This is a genomic window from Enterococcus sp. DIV0800, assembly GCF_050559735.1.
Classification (GTDB): Bacteria; Bacillota; Bacilli; order Lactobacillales; family Enterococcaceae; genus Enterococcus_A; species Enterococcus_A devriesei.
Genome location: NZ_CP187898.1, coordinates 1,301,264 through 1,321,638 on the forward strand (window position 1 = coordinate 1,301,264; position 20,375 = coordinate 1,321,638).

Here is a 20,375-nt window from a genome sequence, read left to right on the forward strand (position 1 = left end):
CCTATTTTTCTTTTACTTCAATCAATAAATCACCAGAGGTAATACTTTCGCCTTCTTCGACATATAGATGTGAAACTTGACCAGCAAAGCGAGCATCGATGGAGGTTTCCATCTTCATCGCTTCGGTAATCAATAAAGGTTGGCCTTTTTCGACATGATCCCCTTTAGCAACTAAAACCTTCAAGACAGACCCTGTCATGGTGGCACCGATTTGTTCACGGTTCGTTGGTTCGACTTTGCGTTTGGTTTGAACAGCACTCTTAATCGAGGCATCCTTAACCGAAATCTCACGACGTTGACCATTTAAGTTGAAGAACAGTGTCCGATTGCCTTCGATGTCTGCTTCACCAATCTCATCTAAGCGAATGATCAAGACCTTGCCTTTTTCAATTTGAACATTAATCGTTTCGCCTAAGCGCATTCCGCTGAAGAAGGTTGGTGTATCCAACAGCGTAACATCCGCAAATTGCGCGTACGTCTTTTGATAATCTAAGAAGACTTGTGGATACATCAAGTAGCTTAGAACATCCGTTTTACTTGGTTCAAAGCCAATCAATTCTTGTAATTCTTGTTTTACTTTTTCAAAATTCACCGGTTCAGCAAATTTCCCAGGACGTTCTTGCATCGCTGGACGGCCTTGCAAAATAATCTGTTGCAGTTTTTCAGGAAAGCCCCCAACCGGTTGGCCTAGTTCGCCTTGGAAGAAGCTGATGACTGATTCTGGATAGCTTAATTCATCGCCCCGATCATAGATAGCTTGTTCGGTCAGATCATTTTGTACCATGAACAATGCCATATCTCCCACGACCTTAGAAGAAGGCGTCACTTTGACGATATCACCGAACATCATGTTGACGGTATGATACATTTCCTTGATCTCATCCCATTTCTCACCTAAGCCAACTGCTTTAGCTTGTTGTTGGAGATTTGAGTATTGTCCACCAGGCATTTCGTGGTCATAGACTTCCGTTTGCGCAGCCATGATTCCATTTTCAAAGCTAGAGTAATAAGGACGAATATCTTCCCAATAATGATTTAACTGACGAACGTTTTTCAAATTCAAGTCAGGCGTACGATCACCGTATTGTAAAGCGTAGTACAAGCTGCTCATACTTGGCTGGCTTGTTGCCCCACTCATTGCGCTTGTCGCTACATCAACAACATCCACACCGGCTTTAACCGCTGCTGAGAGCGTTAGAATGCCATTACCGGCAGTATCATGGGTATGCAAATGGATTGGCAAGTCGGTTGTCTCTTTTAATTCACTGATTAGACGGAAAGCGGCTTGTGGTTTCAATAAGCCGGCCATGTCTTTAATCGCAATCATATGCGCTCCAAGAGCTTCCAGCTCCCGAGCCATGTCTTTATAGTATTGAACGTTGTATTTTGTCCGATTCGAATCTAGGATGTCCCCTGTGTAACAAATTGTTCCTTCAGCAAGCTTTCCAGCATCTCGAACGTATTGGATACTTTTTTCCATTTGCGGAATCCAGTTCAAACTATCAAATATCCGGAAAACATCGATACCATTGTGGGCCGCCTCTTTAATGAATTCTTCCAACACATTATCTGGATAATTCGAATAGCCAACGGCATTCGATCCACGGAATAACATTTGTAGCAAGGTATTTGGCATGGCTTTTCTTAAAAGTTTCAGTCGTTTCCAAGGATCTTCGGTTAGGAAACGATAAGCGACATCAAAGGTTGCTCCGCCCCACATTTCACTAGAGAATAATTCGGGCATGCCTTCACCGGTAGCTTCGGCGACGTTCAATAGATCGTGAGTCCGTACCCGAGTGGCTAACAAGCTTTGATGAGCATCACGAAATGTCGTATCTGTCAGCAACACGTTTTCTTGCTCTTTGACCCATTTAGTCACCGCTTCAGGGCCTTGTTGATCTAAAATATTTTTAGCAGTCACAAGTTCGCGCTTCTCAATCTTCGGTTTCCGAGGCGTTTCAAAATAGCGTTTATTCTGTTTCTCGATTCCTGGGAAGCCATTAACTGTGATTTCTGAAATATAGCGCATCGTTTTATTCCCGCGGTCACGAACACGAGGAAAGTCAAATAATTCAGGTGTGTTATCAATAAAAGTCGTTTTGGCATCGCCACTTTGGAAAACAGGATGACTGATCACATTGTGCATGAATGGAATATTCGTCTTGACTCCGCGAATGCGAAATTCAATCAGGCAACGTTGCATCTTTTCAATCGCTTGATCAAAAGTCAGCGCATGGGTACACACTTTTACCAATAATGAATCGAAATAAGGCGTTACCGTCGCTCCGGCATAGGCATTTCCAACGTCCAAACGAACGCCAAAACCACCCGGCGAGCGATACGTATCGATTTTACCGGTATCTGGCATAAAGCCATTCAACGGATCTTCTGTCGTTACACGACATTGGATCGCAGCACCTGACATTTGAATCTTAGCTTGTTCAGGCAATCCGATCTCTTTGTGCAGGTCTTTGCCCTGTGCGATTAATAATTGCGAAGTCACGATATCGACACCAGTAATCAGCTCTGTAATGGTATGTTCCACCTGAACTCGCGGATTGACTTCGATAAAGTAGAAATGATCACCTTCAACTAAGAATTCAACTGTCCCAGCATTGACATAGCCCACATGTTTCATCAATTGAACTGCTGCTTGGCAAATTTTTTCCCGTTGCTCCTCATTTAACGAAACACATGGCGCTACTTCGACGACTTTTTGATGACGACGTTGCACGGAACAATCCCGTTCAAATAAATGCAAGACATTGCCGTGTGTATCGCCTAAGATTTGAACTTCGATATGTTTCGGATTGGCAACATATTTTTCAACATAAATCTCATCATTACCAAATGCCGCTTTTGCTTCACTTTTCGCCCGCTCATAACCTTCACGAGCTTCCTTTTCATCATGAGCGACACGCATCCCGCGCCCACCGCCGCCTAATGCAGCTTTGATCATAATTGGATAGCCGTGTGATTCAGCGAAGTCTAAAACGCCCTCAATTGTATCCACTGGACCATCGGAACCAGGAATTGACGGAATTCCTGCTTCTAACGCTGCTGTTTTCGCTTTAATCTTATCACCGAAAATATCTAAGTGATGCAGCTCTGGCCCGACAAAAATAAGACCTTCTTCACGACAACGTTTCGCAAATTCTAGATTTTCTGATAAAAAACCATAGCCAGGATGAATCGCGTCTACCTTTGCCTCTTTGGCCACCCGAATAATATCTTCAATATCAAGATAAGCGTCGATCGGTTTTTTCCCTTTGCCGACTAAATAGGCCTCATCTGATTTGAATCGGTGAACGGAATAAGCATCCTCTTCCGCAAAAATCGCTACCGTTTTAATCTTTAATTCGCTACAGGCACGAAACACCCGCGTCGCGATTTCTCCTCTATTTGCTACCAATACCTTTTTCATTCACTTCACTCCTGACTTTTCAAGTATTCATACTCAATTGCCAATTTCGTACGTTTTTCATCCGCACTGATATTCAATGCGAAAGCCACGCCGACTGACAATACAAGTAAGCTATTTCCCCCCTGACTTAAAAATGGGAACGTGATCCCAGTCAAAGGAATAATTCCTAAAATACCACCAAGATTAATAAAAACTTGTAATAACAACAAACTTCCAATCCCAATACAAATCAATGAATTGAAAGGTTTCTTCGAACGAATCCCAACCAAAAAGATGCGTGCGATCATAAAAATCAAAATTGCTAATATAACTAAAGCGCCGATCAAGCCAACTTCCTCCATTACAATCGAAAAGATAAAGTCGGTATGAGCTTCACTTAAAAACCCTTTTTTCTCAATACTATTACCTAAGCCGCGACCAAACCAGCCGCCGTTAAACATGGCATAATAGCCGTTGACCATTTGGTGACCTTGATCCAATTCGTACTTAAAAGGATCTTTAAAACTCTCAAAACGGCTATAAATATATTGCAGCCTTTGGGGGAAAATACTGCCGCCAAAATGCGTCAGAAATTCAATCACTAAGAAACTGCCTGCGATTCCCACACCGCCGACGATCAAACTATAGACCCAGTTGACTCCGCTAGCTAAAAGTAAAATCAACGCCAGCAAAGTGATGATGGCCGCGTTTCCCATATCCGGTTGGACAGCCACCAAAAAGATCATGACGAAAACTAAAATCAATGGTCGTTTCATATCAGTCATGAAATTGTCTTGGATCGTTTCTTGCCGTTTCGACAAGATATAGGACAAGTACCAGACCACCATGATTTTTAAATATTCCGCCGGTTGCATACTGAACGCACCGATACGAATCCAACCTTTGGCCCCATTGACTTCTTTACCAACAAAAAAGACAACAATCAACAGTGCGAAAATTAAATACGTCGCAAAGATGATTAACTGCTGACTTTTTAGCACATCTGTTTTCATCTTGTACATCAAACTAATCGCGATCAAACTCAATGCCCAGAAAATCCCTTGGTTCATTACCAAGCTAGTAGGATTGACATCGTTCGTAATCAATAAATAAGAGGTAGAACTATAAACAAAGATCAGACCGATAACAGTCAAGATCAAATAAGGAATCAAAATACTATAATCTAAAAAATGACGCTTCTTTATCTTCGTTGGCAAGAGTTAAGCCTCCCAGCCGGCATCCGTCAAATCCTGACGAGTTTCGTACAAATCCGTATATAAACGATTCAACTCTGCTTCTAATTCACTGAGCATCCGTTGACCTTCTCCTCGCTCTAAGATACCAACCTTTTCGGCGAAGAACACTTGTCGTGAGAAGCCATACATTTGTGTGTCTACAACTTCCTCAAACGCTTTACATTGAGAGATGCAAAGGCTGTTTGTTTGATTTCGAATCAATAGTTTGATTCGATCGGCATCCTCTTGCAATACTTTAACGGCAAAATCAGAAGAAATATTTTCCATTTTGCTTCCCTCCTAGTTTCTATTAATCCATTCACTTTTCTTTAAGTAAAAAATGAACATGATGCCTTAAATAATCATTTTTAGCGCCGCTGATAAATTTTAAACAACCACTTAAAATCATTCTATTAGCATCCATTGATTTCCACATTATAACATAGAAAAAATTCAAAAAGGAGAAAAATCAGCGAGCCTTAGCTTTTTCTAAACTCTTCGTTCGGCTTTAGACTTTTACACAGCTCTAAAAATATTACACTAAGATTACAAACGAGAAAGCACCGCTGAAAACGCGAAAAAACGGTTTTTTTCGAAGCCGTTACTGTGAAACAAAGCTTAAATATGAAACATAACGTTTTTTACCTTGATTGTCATGAAGTACGAATCCAAGCTACCTCCTGTCAAAGAATTTATTTTTCGAACCTCACGAAAAATAAATTTGATCCTCGTTACGCCTATCATTAAGCTAAACTGCTCCAACATTATTGATGCAGAAAAATACTTTTCACTCTCCAACTATACAAACTGCGAAAAGCATAAGTGACAAAAAAAAAGACCGCACAATTATGTGCAGTCTTAAAAAATATTATTCAGCCGCTACTTTACTTTTTTTAGCAGCTTTTTCACGTTCTGATTTATTTAGAATTTGTTTACGAAGACGAATGCTTTCTGGTGTAATTTCACAGAATTCATCGTCGTTCAAGAATTCTAATGATTCTTCTAATGTCAAGATCCGTGGTTTTTTGATGACAGATGTTTGGTCTTTATTAGCTGAACGAACGTTAGTCATTTGTTTAGCCTTTGTAATATTGACACCTAAGTCTTTATCACGGCTATTTTCACCAACGATCATCCCTTCATAAATTTCTGTACCTGGTTCAACGAAGACAGTCCCACGTTCTTCAACGCTCATGATTGAGTACATCGTTGCTTTACCATTATCAACTGAAACCAATGCGCCGTTACGACGTCCACCGATTACGCCTTGAATTCTTGGCAAGTATTGATCGAAGGTGTGGTTCATAATACCATACCCACGAGTCATTGATAAGAATTCAGTAGTGAATCCGATCAAACCGCGAGCTGGAGCTAAGAAGACCAAACGAATTTGACCATTACCAGAGTGAATCATGTCTTGCATTTCAGCTTTACGTTGACCCAAGGCTTCGATCACACTACCCATGTATTCTTCTGGCGTATCGATTTGAACACGTTCAAACGGTTCGCATCTCACACCGTCAACCATTCGCTCAATTACTTCTGGACGAGATACTTGTAATTCGTAGCCTTCACGACGCATGTTTTCGATCAAGATCGACAAATGCAATTCGCCACGACCAGAAACAGTCCAAGCATCAGGTGAATCCGTGTTTTCAACCCGAAGAGAAACATCGGTGTGTAGTTCTGACATCAAACGTTCTTCGATCTTACGTGAAGTCACGTATTTACCTTCGCGACCAGCGAATGGTGAATTATTAACTAAGAAAGTCATTTGTAAAGTTGGTTCATCAATGTGCAGAATTGGCAAAGCATCTTGATGATCCACTGGTGTAACTGTTTCACCAACGAAGATATCTTCCATCCCTGAAACGGCAATCAAATCGCCGGCTTTTGCTTCTTGAACTTCCAAACGTTGCAAGCCGAAGAAACCAAAGATTTTTGTTACACGGAAGTTTTTAATTGATCCGTCAAGCTTCATAACTGAAACTTGGTCACCAACTTTCATTTTTCCACGGAAGACACGGCCGATCCCGATACGTCCAACATAGTCATTGTAATCTAACAATGATACTTGGAATTGTAATGGTTCGTCACTGTTATCAACTGGAGCAGGAATTTTTTCAACGATTGTATCAAAAATTGGTGCCATTGTTGCTTCTTGTTCTGCTGGATCGTCAGACAAGCTAGATGTTCCGTTGATTGCTGAAGCGTAGATCACTGGGAAATCTAATTGATCATCATCAGCGCCTAATTCGATAAATAATTCTAAGACTTCATCAACCACTTCTTCTGGGCGAGCAGAAGGTTTGTCGATTTTATTTACAACTACGATCGGTGTCAAATGTTGTTCCAACGCTTTTTTCAATACGAAACGTGTTTGCGGCATCGTACCTTCATAAGCATCGACAACTAATAACACACCATCAACCATTTTCATGATCCGTTCCACTTCACCACCGAAATCGGCATGCCCTGGAGTGTCCATGATATTGATTTTGTAATCTTTATAGTTTACAGCCGTATTTTTAGCTAAGATCGTGATTCCACGTTCTTTTTCTAATGCATTTGAATCCATTGCCCGTTCTTGTAACTGAACATGGCTATCAAGGGTATCAGATTGCTTTAACATTTCATCAACTAATGTTGTTTTACCATGGTCGACGTGGGCGATAATTGCCACGTTGCGAATATCTTCTCTGTAGTTCAATTTAATTGCTCCTTTTCTTGTAACGCGAGACTCACTCGATTGACAATTATAGCAGAAAATCCGAGAGAGTGTTAGTAAAACATTTTCATTTTTTCAGAAAAATTGTTTTCTTAATGTTTTTCCTTGTCAAAGGCTTGAATTTGGTCCATTACGGCCGAAGTTGCCCCAATAAAAAACTCGCGTCCTTGAAAGCTTAATGGTTGCCCTTCAGCGCCAGAAAATGGCAATCCTAACTGTTTCATCATAATACTTCCCGCCGCGTAGTCCCAAGGGCTTAGCATGCTGATATAGCCAATCTGAGTCCCTTTTAAGATCGCGATCAGATCCAGTCCGGCACAACCTAACACTCGTACGCCCATGGTTTGATTGCCAATCTCTTGGGCATGATTGATATTTTTACGATAAAGCGCTAAATTCATCCCAATCAAACCTTCATCTAAAGAACGATTTTCCGGTGGAAAAAGTTCTTCATTATTATAGAAAACTTTGCCGACTTTTGGTCCGCCCCAAAATAATTCATCCCGGATTACATCATAGATAAAACCTAATTGACCTACGCCATTTTCATAAACCGCGATCATAATGCAGAAATTCTCTCGCTGCATGACAAAGTTCAACGTCCCGTCGATTGGATCAATCACAAAGACCCGTCCTTGATCGATTGGCGTTTTATCCTGACCATTCTCTTCACCTAAAATTTTGGCAGCCGGATCAAATGCAGTGATTTTACTAACGATAAACGCTTGGGTCTCTTTATCAACGTTCGTCACAAGATCCGTCCGCCCACTTTTTTGATCGACCTTCAAAGCATCTCCTAAGCCAGCTTTGACTCGCTCCGCTGCCTCATAAATCCAACTAATAATTTCTTTTTCCACCGTAATTATCCTCCTGACTTTCAATTTATAGTTTAAAACACATTTACGCTTTAAAACGCTTCGCAGTGGCTGCTTTCGCCTGTTGCAGCGTTCGATAGATAGAATAGCCACTGACTGCTTCAAACTCGCGTCCAATACGTTTTTCTTCACCGATACTTTTGACGACCGTTTTAAATTTTTTGTAGCCATTTAAAAAGGCTTCAGTATCTGTGCCGCTTTCATTTGCTTCTTCTACTAGATTCAAAAACCGAATCACCGTCGTAATCTCTTCATGTGTCCAATCTTCGTCAATTGGATAACCGTAATTTGCCATTGATCCCCACTCCATTCAAACGTTAGTTTACCATAGAATGGGACTAGCGTTTGCTCAAAACCATTTAAGAAATTACTTCTTGCGGAAAAGGTAGTCCGTTTTATCTTTTTCCGTAATCTTGCGTAATACACGACAAGGATTTCCGACAGCAATCACACTTTCAGGCAAACTTTTCGTAACGACACTACCTGAGCCAACGATCGTATTTTTGCCGATCGTCACCCCTTGATTGATCGTGACATTCGCCCCAAGCCACACACCATCACCAATCGTGACATTTTTTGAATAGCAGCCGCCTGCCGCCCGCTCCGTCGCGTCTATCGCATGATTGGTGGTAAAAATCCCAACTCGCGGCCCAAACAGCACATCATCGCCGATAAAAATCTCGCCGCCATCTAAAAGAATACAGTCAAAATTAGCGTAGAAGCGATTGCCAATATGAATGTTTTTGCCGAATTCACAACGAAAGTCTGGTTCAAAAAAAATCGTCTCTCCTATCGAACCAAGCAAATCATTCAGTACCGCCATTCTTTTCTTCTCGTCTTCACCATACAATCGATTGTATTGCTGCGTCAATTTAACGGCTCGTTGCCGCGCTCTCGTAAAAACGGTGGCTAAATCATTATACATCTCTCCTGATTTTGAAGCTTCGAACCCTAGTAATTCATTCATGCGCTCACTCCTAATCTACTACTAACTCTTTTAAAATTTATTATAAAAGAAAAGACCGCAGACTTCATCCAATAACTGGACTTTGCCTGCAGTCTTTTTCATACTTTAGTTAAATATGGATTGGTAACCCTAAAGCTAATTCAGAAGCGTCCATCACGATTTCACCTAATGATGGATGTGGATGAATCGTCAAGGCGATATCTTCGGCATTCATACCTGATTCGATCGCTAAGGCCAATTCAGAGACCATATCACTAGCACCGACACCAGCGATTTGTGCGCCGATAATAACATTGTCCTCGACCGTCGTCACTAAACGGATGAAGCCCTCTGTCTTACCTAGAGATAACGCACGACCGTTACCAGAGAATGGGAATTTGAAGGCTTTCGCTTCGAACCCAGCTTCTTTCGCGTCTTTGATAGTCATACCTACTGAAGCCAATTCTGGATCAGTGAAGGCTACGGCTGGCATTGCTTTATAATCTACGGCAACTTTTTTACCTGAGATCGCTTCAGCAGCAATTTTTGCTTCGTAGCTAGCTTTGTGAGCCAAAGCCGCACCTGGCACGATATCACCAATTGCATAAATACTTGATACATTAGTCCGACCTTGTTTGTCTACTTTAATCAAACCACGATCAGTCAGTTCGACACCAGCTTGTTCTAAGCCCATGTCGTTTGTGTTTGGACGACGACCAACCGTTACCATTACATAGTCAGCATCGATTGTTTCTTCTTTACCATCCACTTCGTAACGAACCGTTACGCTGTCACCGTTGTCAACTGCTTCACGGGCCATCGCCGAAGTAATGACTTTGATTCCTTTATTCTTGAAATCTTTTTCGACTAATTGAACCATGTCTTTTTCATAAGTTGGTAAAATTTGTGGCGTTCCTTCAACAATCGTCACTTCAGCGCCTAAGTTAGCGTACGCACTACCTAATTCAGCACCGATAACGCCACCGCCGATAATGACAAATTTTTCAGGAACTTTTTTCAAGGCTAAACCGCCAGTCGAATCTAAGACACGTCCGCCGAATTTAAAACCTGGGATTTCGATTGGGCGTGAACCCGTTGCTACAATTGCATTATTGAAGGAATACGTTTGTGCCGAATCCGGATGAATCACACGCAAATTTTTATCGTCAACGAAAAAGGCTTCCCCTTCGATGATCTCTACTTTGTGCTTCTTCAATAAAAATTTAACGCCAGAAGTTAATTTATTCACGACGCCATTTTCTTTCCAGTCTTGAGTCTTGGCAAAATCAAGCGTAACCTTTTCGCTGCTGACGCCAAACATTTCAGAGTCCAACGCGTCATGATAATGGTGTCCAGCAGAAATCAAGGCCTTAGAAGGGACACAGCCGACGTTTAAACAAACGCCGCCAATGTATTCTCGTTCGATGATTGCTACCTTTTGTCCCATTTCTGCGGCGCGGATGGCAGCTACATAGCCACCAGGTCCCGCTCCGATTACAACTGTATCTAATTCAATGGCAAAATCTCCTACTACCATGATCTTATCATCCTTCCATTAATAATAATTCTGGATCAGCTAATAAACGTTTGATATTGTTCATAGCTTTTTGCGCTGTCGCGCCATCAACGATGCGATGGTCGAAGCTTAATGAAAGTTTCATTACACGGCCAACCGCTAGTTCGCCTTCGTCATTGACAATTGGTTGTTGTGCGATCGTTCCAACACCCAGGATAGCAACTTCAGGGTAGTTGATAACGGGTGTAAACCAGCCGCCACCAACAGAACCAATATTTGAAATAGTGATCGTGCCATTACGCATATCATCGCCAGATAATTTACCATCATGCGCCAACGCGGCTTTTTCATTGATTTCGTCAGCGATTTTAAACATGCCTTTGGTATCAGCGTTTTTCACGTTTGGTACATACAAGCCATGATCCGTATCAGTTGCGATACCGATATTGTAATAATTTTTATAAACGATCTCTTGAGCTGCGTCATCAATCGAAGCATTCAAGACTGGGAATTTCTTGACTGTTGCAGTCAAGGCTTTTACGACGTAAGGCAAGAACGTTAATTTCGTTCCATTATCCAATGCGACTTGTTTGAATTTCTTACGATGATCCCAAAGTTTAGAAACCTCTACTTCGTCATGTAACGTGACATGTGGAGCAGTGTGTTTGCTATTAACCATTGCTTTAGCAATTGCTTTACGGGTTGGTGTCAACTTCTCACGAGTTTCCATTTCGCCCATATTTGAAGTAAATGGTTGCGCAGGTTTTTCTGTTTTTGCAGATGATGAGCTTGAAGCTGAAGCTGCCGTATCAGTTGATTTGTCTTCTGATTTCGCTGGCGCTGCTTGTCCACCACCGGAAACAAATGCATCAATATCTTCTTTTACTACGCGTCCGCCTTTACCAGTTGCTGTGACTTGAGAGATATCTACGCCTTTTTCACGAGCATATTGACGAACAGAAGGCATTGCTAAGACTCGTTTATCTGGATTGCTTGATTCAACAACTGAAGCATCTGCTTTGGTTTCTGTTTTAGGCGCTTCCGCAGGTGTAGCTGATTCAGTTGAAGCAGCTGACTCATTATGTCCCGGTGCGTCAATTTCAACCAAAACATCGCCAACGTTTGCGACTGTGCCTTCATCCACGATGATTTTTTTGATTGTTCCGGTTACGGGAGATGGAATTTCTTCCACTGATTTATCATTTTGAACTTCTAATAAAGTATCGTCTTCTTCAATTGTATCGCCAGCTTTGACGAACCATTTAACGATTTCTCCTTCAGCAATTCCTTCACCAATATCTGGTAATTTAAATTGGAAGACACCGCCGCCACTAGATTCGCCGCTACCACTGTTCCCACTTTCAACAGTTGGTTCAGCTGCTGGGGCTTCCGGTGTTTGTGATTCCGCAGCGACTCCCTCGTCGCCTTCATTATCTTCATGCCCGGGAGCATCGATTTCAACTAAGACGTCGCCAACATTTGCGACTGTGCCTTCGTCTACGATGATTTTTTTGATTGTTCCGGTTACAGGAGATGGAATTTCTTCCACTGATTTATCATTTTGAACTTCTAGTAAAGTATCGTCTTCTTCAATTGTATCGCCAGCTTTGACGAACCATTTAACGATCTCACCTTCAGCGATTCCTTCACCAATGTCCGGTAATTTAAATTGGTAAGCCATGTTATTTTCGCTCCTATCTCATATTTCGGTATCTATTTTTTCGAAAGCCGAAAAAAAGTTGATTTTCGTCACGTATATCATTCGGCTAGTTCTAATTAACAGTTAATGGACTAGCTCGTAACTATCGAATGAATTTTTTGGCATACAAACGCCATATCTCGTATGCATACTACCTACTAAACATGCTAAAGCACGAAGTAGAACTAGTAATTAAAATTAGCGATTTCTTTTACTTTGGCCTCAATATCTGCCGCGTTTGGCAACCAGATGCCTTCTGCTTGTCCAAATGGGAAAACAGTATCTGGAGCTGAAACTCGACCAACCGGCGCCTCTAATGAAAGAACTGCACGTTCAGAGATTTCTGAAACAACTTGTGCCCCAACGCCTGCTTGTTTTTGAGCTTCTTGAACAACTACAACACGACCTGTTTTTTCAACCGATTTGATAATCGTTTCTACATCTAATGGAGCCACCGTACGTAGATCGATAATTTCTACGTTAATATTTTCTTTTGCTAAATTGTCGGCAGCTTTCACTGCTTCACGAACCATCGCACCGTAAGTAATGATGGAAACATCCGTACCTTCTCTAGTAACAGCTGCCTTATCCAACGGCACTTCGTAGATTCCCTCTGGCACTTCTTCACGGAATGAACGATAAAGCTTCATGTGTTCTAAGAAAACAACGGGGTCGTTGTTACGAATTGATGCAATCAATAGTCCTTTTGCATCATAAGGATTTGAAGGAATCACTACTCGCAAACCTGGCGATTGAGCCATTAAACCTTCTAAATTATCTGAGTGAAGTTCTGGTGTATGAACACCGCCACCAAATGGCGCACGAATCGTAACAGGCAGATTACGTGTGCCGCCCATGCGATAACGCGTACGAGCCATTTGACCAACGATTTCATCCATCGCTTCAAAGACAAAACCAAAGAATTGAATTTCAGGAACAGCTCGGAAGCCTTGTAATGCTAACCCAAAACCAAGTCCGGCAATACCAGATTCAGCCAATGGTGTATCGAAAACTTGATCTTCTCCGAATTTTTCTTGAAGACCTTCAGTCGCACGGAAAACCCCGCCGTTTTTCCCAACGTCTTCACCGAAAACTAAAACTTCTTTATCTTTTTCAAGCATCAGAGCTAAGGCATCTGTAATTGCTTGGATCATTGTTTTTTGTGCCATGATTATTTCGACTCCTTCGCTTCATAGAATTCAATTTGTTCTTTGATGTTTTGTGGTTGTACTTCATACATATTTTTCAAGAAATCAGAAACCTTTTGTTTTGGTACACGGTCAGCATCCGTGATCGCCTGTTTGATTTCTTCTTTCGTTGCTTCAATAACTTTTTCTTCTTGTTCTTCTGACCATAATCCTTTTTCCGTTAAATATTTGCGGAAGCGAACCAATGGATCTTTCTTCGTCCATTCGTCATCCATTTCTTTTGAACGGTAACGAGTTGGATCATCACCTGATAATGTATGTGGTCCATAACGGTATGTTAAGGTTTCAATCAACACTGGGCCATTGCCGTTGGCTGCCCATTCACGTGCTTTTTTCGATACGTAGTAAACAGCTAATGGGTCCATACCATCTACTTGGATGCCAGGAATTCCTGCAGCAACTGATTTTTGTGCCAATGTTTTAGCTGCTGTTTGTTTTTCACGTGGTGTCGAAATCGCGAAGCCGTTGTTTTGAATATAAAATACAGCGTTTGCATGATACGCCCCTGCAAAGTTAATTGCTTCATAGAAATCACCCTGAGATGAACCGCCGTCACCTGTATAAGTGAAGACCACATTTTTACTGTTGCGTTTTTTCAAGCCTAAAGCCACACCGGCAGCTTGAACATATTGAGCTCCGATAATGATTTGAGGTGGTAAAGCTTGTAAATCAGCAGGATAATTGTTTCCTGCAACGTGTCCGCGTGACCATAAGAAAGCTTCTGCTAGAGGCAATCCGTGTTTGATCAACTGTGGCACATCACGATAACCTGGTAGTAAAACGTCTTCTTTTTCGAATGCGAACTGGCTGGCTAATTGACTCGCTTCTTGTCCAGCGGTTGGCGCGAAGAATCCTAAACGTCCTTGACGATTCAATGCAGTCGAACGTTGGTCTAACACACGTGACCAAACCATTGAAGTCATCAATTCCACTAGTTCGTCATCTGATAAGTCAGGAACTAAATTCTCATTTACAATCTTTCCATCCTCATCCAATGCCTGGTACACGGGGAAATCCGCGTTTACATCTTTTAGTAAGGCTTCAAAATCAATCGTTAACTCTTTTTCTGCCATGGTGTCACACTTTCCTCTCTTAAGTAAATTAAGTCTTGTTATCAGTGCAACAGCAAATCAATCTGTATTATTGCTATTGCTCCTTCTTCTCTAAATTAGCATTTTTATATTCAATTGACAACAAACTTGCTCTGAGAATCTGAACTTTTTGAAGCGTTTCACTTTTTATCCTTGTGAAACAGTCTGCAGTTGCTTTTATCCTGGGTTTTCTTAGGCTTTTGTAGCGATAATGAATATCCAAACGAATTCCTCCTTAGCTTTGGTGTATCAGGGTAAAATTAGCTCTTTATCTTTTCAAAACTTTGTGAATAAAAAAACGCTTAAAAAAGATTATTACTCTTTTTCACAAAAAAAGAAACAGAATGGCGTCGTTCGCCATTCTGTTACATTTCAGATCCACTCTTTTGCAATCTTAATATATAAAACTTTACCTAATTGGGTTGCTAGCATATAAGCGATCACGATCCCGATATACCAGAACCAATAGGTTGTAGGTAAGTGAACAAAGTCAAATTGTTCAGCCAAAGGAGTCACTACCACTAAGATTCCTACAACAACCGCCATTAAAAGGCTAATAAAAACTTGTGGGGCTGGACGACTTTGTAAGAAAGGAATTTTTCTTGTGCGTACCATCAAAACAACTAATGCTTGCGTAGTCAAACCAACCATGAACCAGCCAGTTTGGAAAAGATTTTGCTGAGCAACCGTTGTCGCACCAAAAATAAACCACATTACGAAAAAGGTTAAAATATCAAAAACGGAACTGATGGGTCCAATACATAAGGTGAATTTTAGCAGTCCTTTGGTTTCCCATTTAGTTGGTGTGTGAAGTTCTTCTTCATCTACGTTATCCCAAGGAATCGTTAACTGTGCGATATCGTAGATCAAGTTTTGCAATAGCAATTGCAATGACAGCATTGGTAGAAACGGCAAGAAGGCGCTGGCTACTAAAATGGAGAAAACATTCCCAAAGTTTGAGCTGATAGTGATCTTGATGTATTTCATCATGTTACTGAACACACGACGACCTTCGATTACGCCGTATTCCAAGACACTCAAGCTTTTTTCTAACAAGATAATCGAGCTGGCATCTTTGGTAATATCAGCGGCTGTATCAACTGAAATTCCTACATCGGCTTTGCGAAGCGCTGGGGCATCATTAATCCCATCACCCATAAAACCAACCGTATGACCTTTACCTTGTAACGCTTCGATGATTCGTGACTTTTGCATTGGATTTAATTTAGCAAATAAATTCGTTGTTTCAGCTGCTTGATATAATTCTTCATCTGACATTTCGTCTACTTGATTGCCTAATACATAGTTTTCAGCAGGGATTCCCACATCTTGACAAACTTTTTGTGCCACGATGGCATTATCACCAGTCAGAACTTTTACAGCCACACCATGTTGTTGCAAAGATTTGATCGCTGGCTTAGCAGAAGCTTTAGCAGGATCTAGGAAACCCATAAAACCGATTAATGTCATATCTTTTTCATCATCGGTAGAATAGATGGCTTCTTCATGGGCATCTCGACGAACGGCTACCGTAATGACCCGCATTCCTTGGCGGTTCATTTTTTCATTGACTGCTTGTAATTGCTGACGAATCTCTGGTGTTAATGTTAAAATCTCACCATTGATTTCGACATATTTACAAATAGCCGCCATTTCTTCAACGGCTCCTTTAGTAATCATCAATTGATGTTGATCGGTTTTCATTACTACGGTCAACCGACGGCGAGAAAAATCAAAAGGAATTTCATCGATTTTTTGAATACTTTGGAAAGGCAGTTGCCGATCTTGCTCTTCAAAATAATTGATCACTGCAATATCCATTAAATTTTTCCAGCCTGTTTGATACGTCGAATTCATAAAAGCATAATCTAACACTTGTTCATTCTCATTACCTAGCGGATCTAGGTGCTGTACTAAGACAACTCGATCTTCGGTGATTGTCCCAGTTTTATCGGTACATAAAACATCCATGCTGCCTAAGTTTTGGATCGAAGCCAGTTCTTTTACGATTACTTTATGTTTAGACAAGGTCAATGCTCCTTTTGCTAAGTTGGAGCTGACGATCATTGGCAGCATTTCTGGTGTCAAACCAACAGCAACCGCAATAGCAAAGAAGAAGGCGCTGCTCCAGTCTCCCTTAGTTAAACCATTAATCAAGAAAACTAATGGAAAGAGCACCATAACCATCCGTAGTAATAATTTACTCACACGGTTCAAACCGATATCAAAGGAAGTCTTGCCCCGCTTAGAAGTCGCATTTTTGGCAATATCGCCAAAGAACGTTTGTTGTCCCGTTTTTAAAATAATTGCTTTTCCCTGACCACTTAACACATCGGTCCCCATAAAAACAAGATTCGTCAAATCTAACGCGGTCATTTCTTCAGTGATCGCCGCTTCTTTGGGAACAAATTTTTCCACTGGCATAGATTCGCCGGTTAATGAAGACTGATTCACGAATAAGTCCTTAGTCCAAATTAAGACCGCGTCCGCCGGAATCATATCCCCAGTTGCTAATGTCAAAATATCTCCCGGTACAACTTCATCCATTGGAATTTCTTTCGTTTCACCATTCCGGGTGATTGCCGCTGTATTTTCAATCATTTCTTTCAATTCGATGCTGGCCTTTTGTGAACGATATTCTTGAATAAATGTAATCAGTACACTGGCAAGAATCATGATCGTCATAACTATCGCTGCTTCAAAATCACTAGTCAGCAATGAAACGATCGCTAATAAGGCCAAAACATACACAAAAGGATCATTAAAGGCTTGTAAAAATAATAAAATAGCTGGAGTCGGTTTTTGAGCCGAGACTTCATTAGGGCCATATTCTTCTAACCGGCTTTGAGCATCCTCTTCAGATAATCCTTGCAATGAAGTACGCAAGTTTAAGAAAAGATCACGATCAGAAAGAATCGCCAATTTTTTTAATTCTTGGTCTTTGTTGTTCTTGCGAGCAAGAAGGTTTTTTTTGTTCATCATAATGGTTCCTCCTAAATTTCAGGACGAATACTGTCGTCCTACGGTAATTATATTTCGGTCGACTATCCTCATGATCATATTCCATCTTCCTCACATCCTTTCATTTATTTCGGTGAATTTTTTTCCGCCTTATAAAATTTTTGCTCCAAGTTCGCAGATTCTTAACACGTAGAAAATTCTGCTTAAAGCGCGAAGTGGAACTCACAAAAAAAGCGCGCACTCGAAAATGAGCACGCGCGAAAAGTTCATTCATGTTCATCGTCGAGCTTTAGCACTATAGGGCGTAGACAGAATCTGTCAGCTACGTTATGAATCACCTTCACGATGATTCCTGTTCTACCCATTGGCGTCTCTCGACATTTTTGGGCAGTAGCCTGTGTCCGTATAGGAGCCTCACCTAACAATTATTTTAATTTCATTTCCACTATAAATCAGTTATTTCTTTGTGTCAAACTTAATCATGAAAAAATTTGTTTATTTTCAGAAACTCATCAATTTTCTGATTGGGAGTTCGACCAAAATAATCAGCAAATTTCTTGCTCCAAAGCTTAGTTTCACGTGCTTCAGCAAAGATCTCCATCGTTTCGTCATAATCTTCAATCAATTGATAGTCATAATCTTGATAGGTATCATAATGAATAACCGCTTCTTTTGGCAATCGAGGCTTGACCCGCATCTCGACGATGGGTTTTCCGATACTTAAACCCGCAACAGGAAAAACATAATCCGGCAAATTCAATAATTTACTTACCTCAGCGATATCCTTACGAATTGATCCGACAATGACACTGCCTAATCCCAGAGCTTCGGTTGCAACTACCGCATTTTCCAACGCTAGAGCCGTATCCGTAATGGCAGTAATCAATGGATCAATGCCTTGATTAATCGGATAATCCACTTGATAATGTTCTGCGACTTTTTTTGTCCGTTTCAAATCAGCAACAAAAACTAAAAAGACTGAGCTTTTCAACATATGGGGATTACCTGGATTCAGTTCAACCAATTGCTTCCGGATCTTTTTATCCTTCACCACAATGATGCTGTACATTTGACCATTCATCCAGCTTGGGGCTTGGCAGCTAGCCTGTAAAATCTGCTGCAATTCTTCGTCTGACAATTGATACTCTTCATCAAAATTACGATACGTCCGATGATTGTTTAACACGTCTAATGCCTTCATTTAGTTCCTCCTTAATTGCTTTGAAATCACTTGCAGTCTTTTAAAAAATTGTTGTCGATCCTGCTTCGTCAAGCGTGTGTAATTAACCCGCATAGCCATTGTATCATTACTAAACAGGAATGAGGGTGCGACTAAAAGTTTTTCTCGTAAAAAGATGCTCCAGTCTTTGCGGCTGAGCTTTTGGTGCCGCCATGTTAAATAAACATACAAGCCTCCATCAATAGTCGAGATTGACCAATCTTCCGTAATCTGCTGAGCATCTGCGGTAAAGGCTGCCCCTCGTTCCTTTAATTCTGCTACTAATATTTCTTGATTCGCTTGAAACTTAGAATCATTCAGCGCAGTATGAGCGATGACTTGAGGAAAGACACTGATTGAAAAATCCATCATCTGCTTCGCCTCAGATAAACGCTGAATCAAGTCCTTATCTGCCACGATCCAGCCGATTTTAATGGAGGAACCAAAAATTTTCGACAACGAGCCGAGATGAATCACTTGATGAGGAGCCATTTCCTTCAAGGACGGAGGAATTGGTCCGAAGTTCAATTCACTGAAGACCTCATCTTCAATGATTGGTAGCTGGTATTTTTGGCTTAAAATAATCAATTCTTGTCTTCTTTTGGCGGACATGGTTGACCCGGTGGGATTTTGGAAAGTGGGATTGACGATGATCATTTTGATTTTTTTAGTCAAGATCAACTGCTCCAATTTGTCGATTCGCATCCCTTCCTGATCCATTTCAACTCCATAAAGACGCACACCAGCGCTGGCAAAAATCGGTAATAAATATAGGAAGGAAGGATCTTCAATCGCAACACTATCCCCATTTTGCAACATCACTTGCAACAAAAGAAACATCGCTTGTTGCGCACCTGAAGTAATCAACACTTGATCGGCAGAAACATCAATCTTCTGTTCCATTTTTATCCGCTGACAAATAACTTGCTGTAACGGCCCATAGCCTAACGGGCTTTGCTTTCGTTCTTCTAATAATAAATCTTCCCAGGTATAAGAAGGAAAACGAAAATCAGGTATCAAATTCAATGGCAATTCGCCTGAATAAAGATCCAAGGCCGCTGAATCCTTTAATAATCGATGAACTTCTTCTACATAGGGCTCAGTTGGATAAGCCTCTTGCGTAAACAAACGCCGCCAATCCACCCGTGGTGTCGTGCTACGCCCCCAATTTCCTTCATTCACCAAAGTACCGCTACCTTGCCGTCGAATCACCCACCCTAAACTAACCAATTCATCCAACGCGTGCACCACTGTAGAACGGTTGATTTGATAAAGTTCCGCCAGTTTTCTTTCAGGCGGCAATTTATCCCCTGGCAACAGTGTCCCGTTTTGAATATAATCAATGATTTGCTCCATGATCTGCTGGTAAAGCGGTAATTTATTTTTTTTCGTTAATTGCCACATCTTCAAACCCTCATTTACTATTGGATGATTTAACGCTAACCCAATCATTCACAACTGTCAATCTACTCATTTGATTTCTTTCAAAAAAGG

At 41.1% G+C, this 20,375-nt stretch carries 15 protein-coding genes and 1 riboswitch; all 15 genes read right to left on the reverse strand.

Annotated elements, in window-relative coordinates; all coding sequences use genetic code 11:
* Nucleotide 1 precedes the first annotated feature (1 nt).
* Nucleotides 2–3,424, reverse strand: a complete 3,423-nt coding sequence (locus tag IGI54_RS06340; RefSeq protein ID WP_430620206.1) for a pyruvate carboxylase — start codon at nt 3,422–3,424, stop codon at nt 2–4.
* 5 nt (nt 3,425–3,429) lie between these two features.
* Nucleotides 3,430–4,620: an FtsW/RodA/SpoVE family cell cycle protein gene (locus IGI54_RS06345; RefSeq protein ID WP_216429100.1), complete on the reverse strand. Its 1,191-nt coding sequence runs from the start codon at nt 4,618–4,620 to the stop codon at nt 3,430–3,432.
* A gap of 3 nt (nt 4,621–4,623) precedes the next feature.
* Nucleotides 4,624–4,926 carry a DUF1507 family protein gene (locus IGI54_RS06350; RefSeq protein WP_071861432.1) on the reverse strand — a complete coding sequence of 101 codons (303 nt, stop codon included), beginning with the start codon at nt 4,924–4,926 and terminating at the stop codon, nt 4,624–4,626.
* A 580-nt stretch (nt 4,927–5,506) separates the two neighbouring features.
* The gene (gene typA / locus IGI54_RS06355; RefSeq protein WP_071861433.1) at nt 5,507–7,348 is read right to left on the reverse strand and encodes a translational GTPase TypA; all 1,842 of its coding nucleotides are present in this window, start codon (nt 7,346–7,348) and stop codon (nt 5,507–5,509) included.
* Between the two features lie 110 nt (nt 7,349–7,458).
* Entirely contained in the window at nt 7,459–8,223 is a 765-nt protein-coding gene (locus IGI54_RS06360; protein ID WP_430620207.1) for an inositol monophosphatase family protein, read from the reverse strand.
* A 43-nt stretch (nt 8,224–8,266) separates the two neighbouring features.
* Complete coding sequence (locus IGI54_RS06365) at nt 8,267–8,536, reverse strand: UPF0223 family protein (protein WP_430620208.1); 270 nt, start codon at nt 8,534–8,536, stop codon at nt 8,267–8,269.
* 72 nt (nt 8,537–8,608) lie between these two features.
* Nucleotides 8,609–9,208, reverse strand: a complete 600-nt coding sequence (locus IGI54_RS06370) for a sugar O-acetyltransferase (RefSeq protein ID WP_430620209.1) — start codon at nt 9,206–9,208, stop codon at nt 8,609–8,611.
* Between the two features lie 109 nt (nt 9,209–9,317).
* Nucleotides 9,318–10,724: a dihydrolipoyl dehydrogenase gene (gene lpdA / locus IGI54_RS06375; protein WP_430620210.1), complete on the reverse strand. Its 1,407-nt coding sequence runs from the start codon at nt 10,722–10,724 to the stop codon at nt 9,318–9,320.
* A gap of 7 nt (nt 10,725–10,731) precedes the next feature.
* Nucleotides 10,732–12,384, reverse strand: coding sequence for a dihydrolipoyllysine-residue acetyltransferase (locus IGI54_RS06380; protein WP_430620211.1), 1,653 nt, complete (start codon nt 12,382–12,384; stop codon nt 10,732–10,734).
* Between the two features lie 203 nt (nt 12,385–12,587).
* On the reverse strand, nt 12,588–13,571 hold the full coding sequence (locus IGI54_RS06385) for an alpha-ketoacid dehydrogenase subunit beta (protein WP_430620212.1): 984 nt from the start codon (nt 13,569–13,571) through the stop codon (nt 12,588–12,590).
* 2 nt (nt 13,572–13,573) lie between these two features.
* The gene (gene pdhA / locus IGI54_RS06390; protein WP_430620213.1) at nt 13,574–14,683 is read right to left on the reverse strand and encodes a pyruvate dehydrogenase (acetyl-transferring) E1 component subunit alpha; all 1,110 of its coding nucleotides are present in this window, start codon (nt 14,681–14,683) and stop codon (nt 13,574–13,576) included.
* Between the two features lie 73 nt (nt 14,684–14,756).
* Nucleotides 14,757–14,924: a hypothetical protein gene (locus IGI54_RS06395; protein ID WP_430620214.1), complete on the reverse strand. Its 168-nt coding sequence runs from the start codon at nt 14,922–14,924 to the stop codon at nt 14,757–14,759.
* Between the two features lie 149 nt (nt 14,925–15,073).
* A complete protein-coding gene (mgtA, locus tag IGI54_RS06400; protein ID WP_430621481.1) occupies nt 15,074–17,680 on the reverse strand; it encodes a magnesium-translocating P-type ATPase in 2,607 nt (868 codons plus the stop codon).
* Nucleotides 17,681–17,930: 250 nt separating this feature from the next.
* Nucleotides 17,931–18,095, reverse strand: a riboswitch (M-box (ykoK) riboswitch).
* A gap of 42 nt (nt 18,096–18,137) precedes the next feature.
* The gene (locus tag IGI54_RS06405; RefSeq protein WP_430620215.1) at nt 18,138–18,863 is read right to left on the reverse strand and encodes a nitroreductase family protein; all 726 of its coding nucleotides are present in this window, start codon (nt 18,861–18,863) and stop codon (nt 18,138–18,140) included.
* Nucleotides 18,864–20,285 carry a PLP-dependent aminotransferase family protein gene (locus IGI54_RS06410; RefSeq protein WP_430620216.1) on the reverse strand — a complete coding sequence of 474 codons (1,422 nt, stop codon included), beginning with the start codon at nt 20,283–20,285 and terminating at the stop codon, nt 18,864–18,866.
* Nucleotides 20,286–20,375 lie beyond the last annotated feature (90 nt).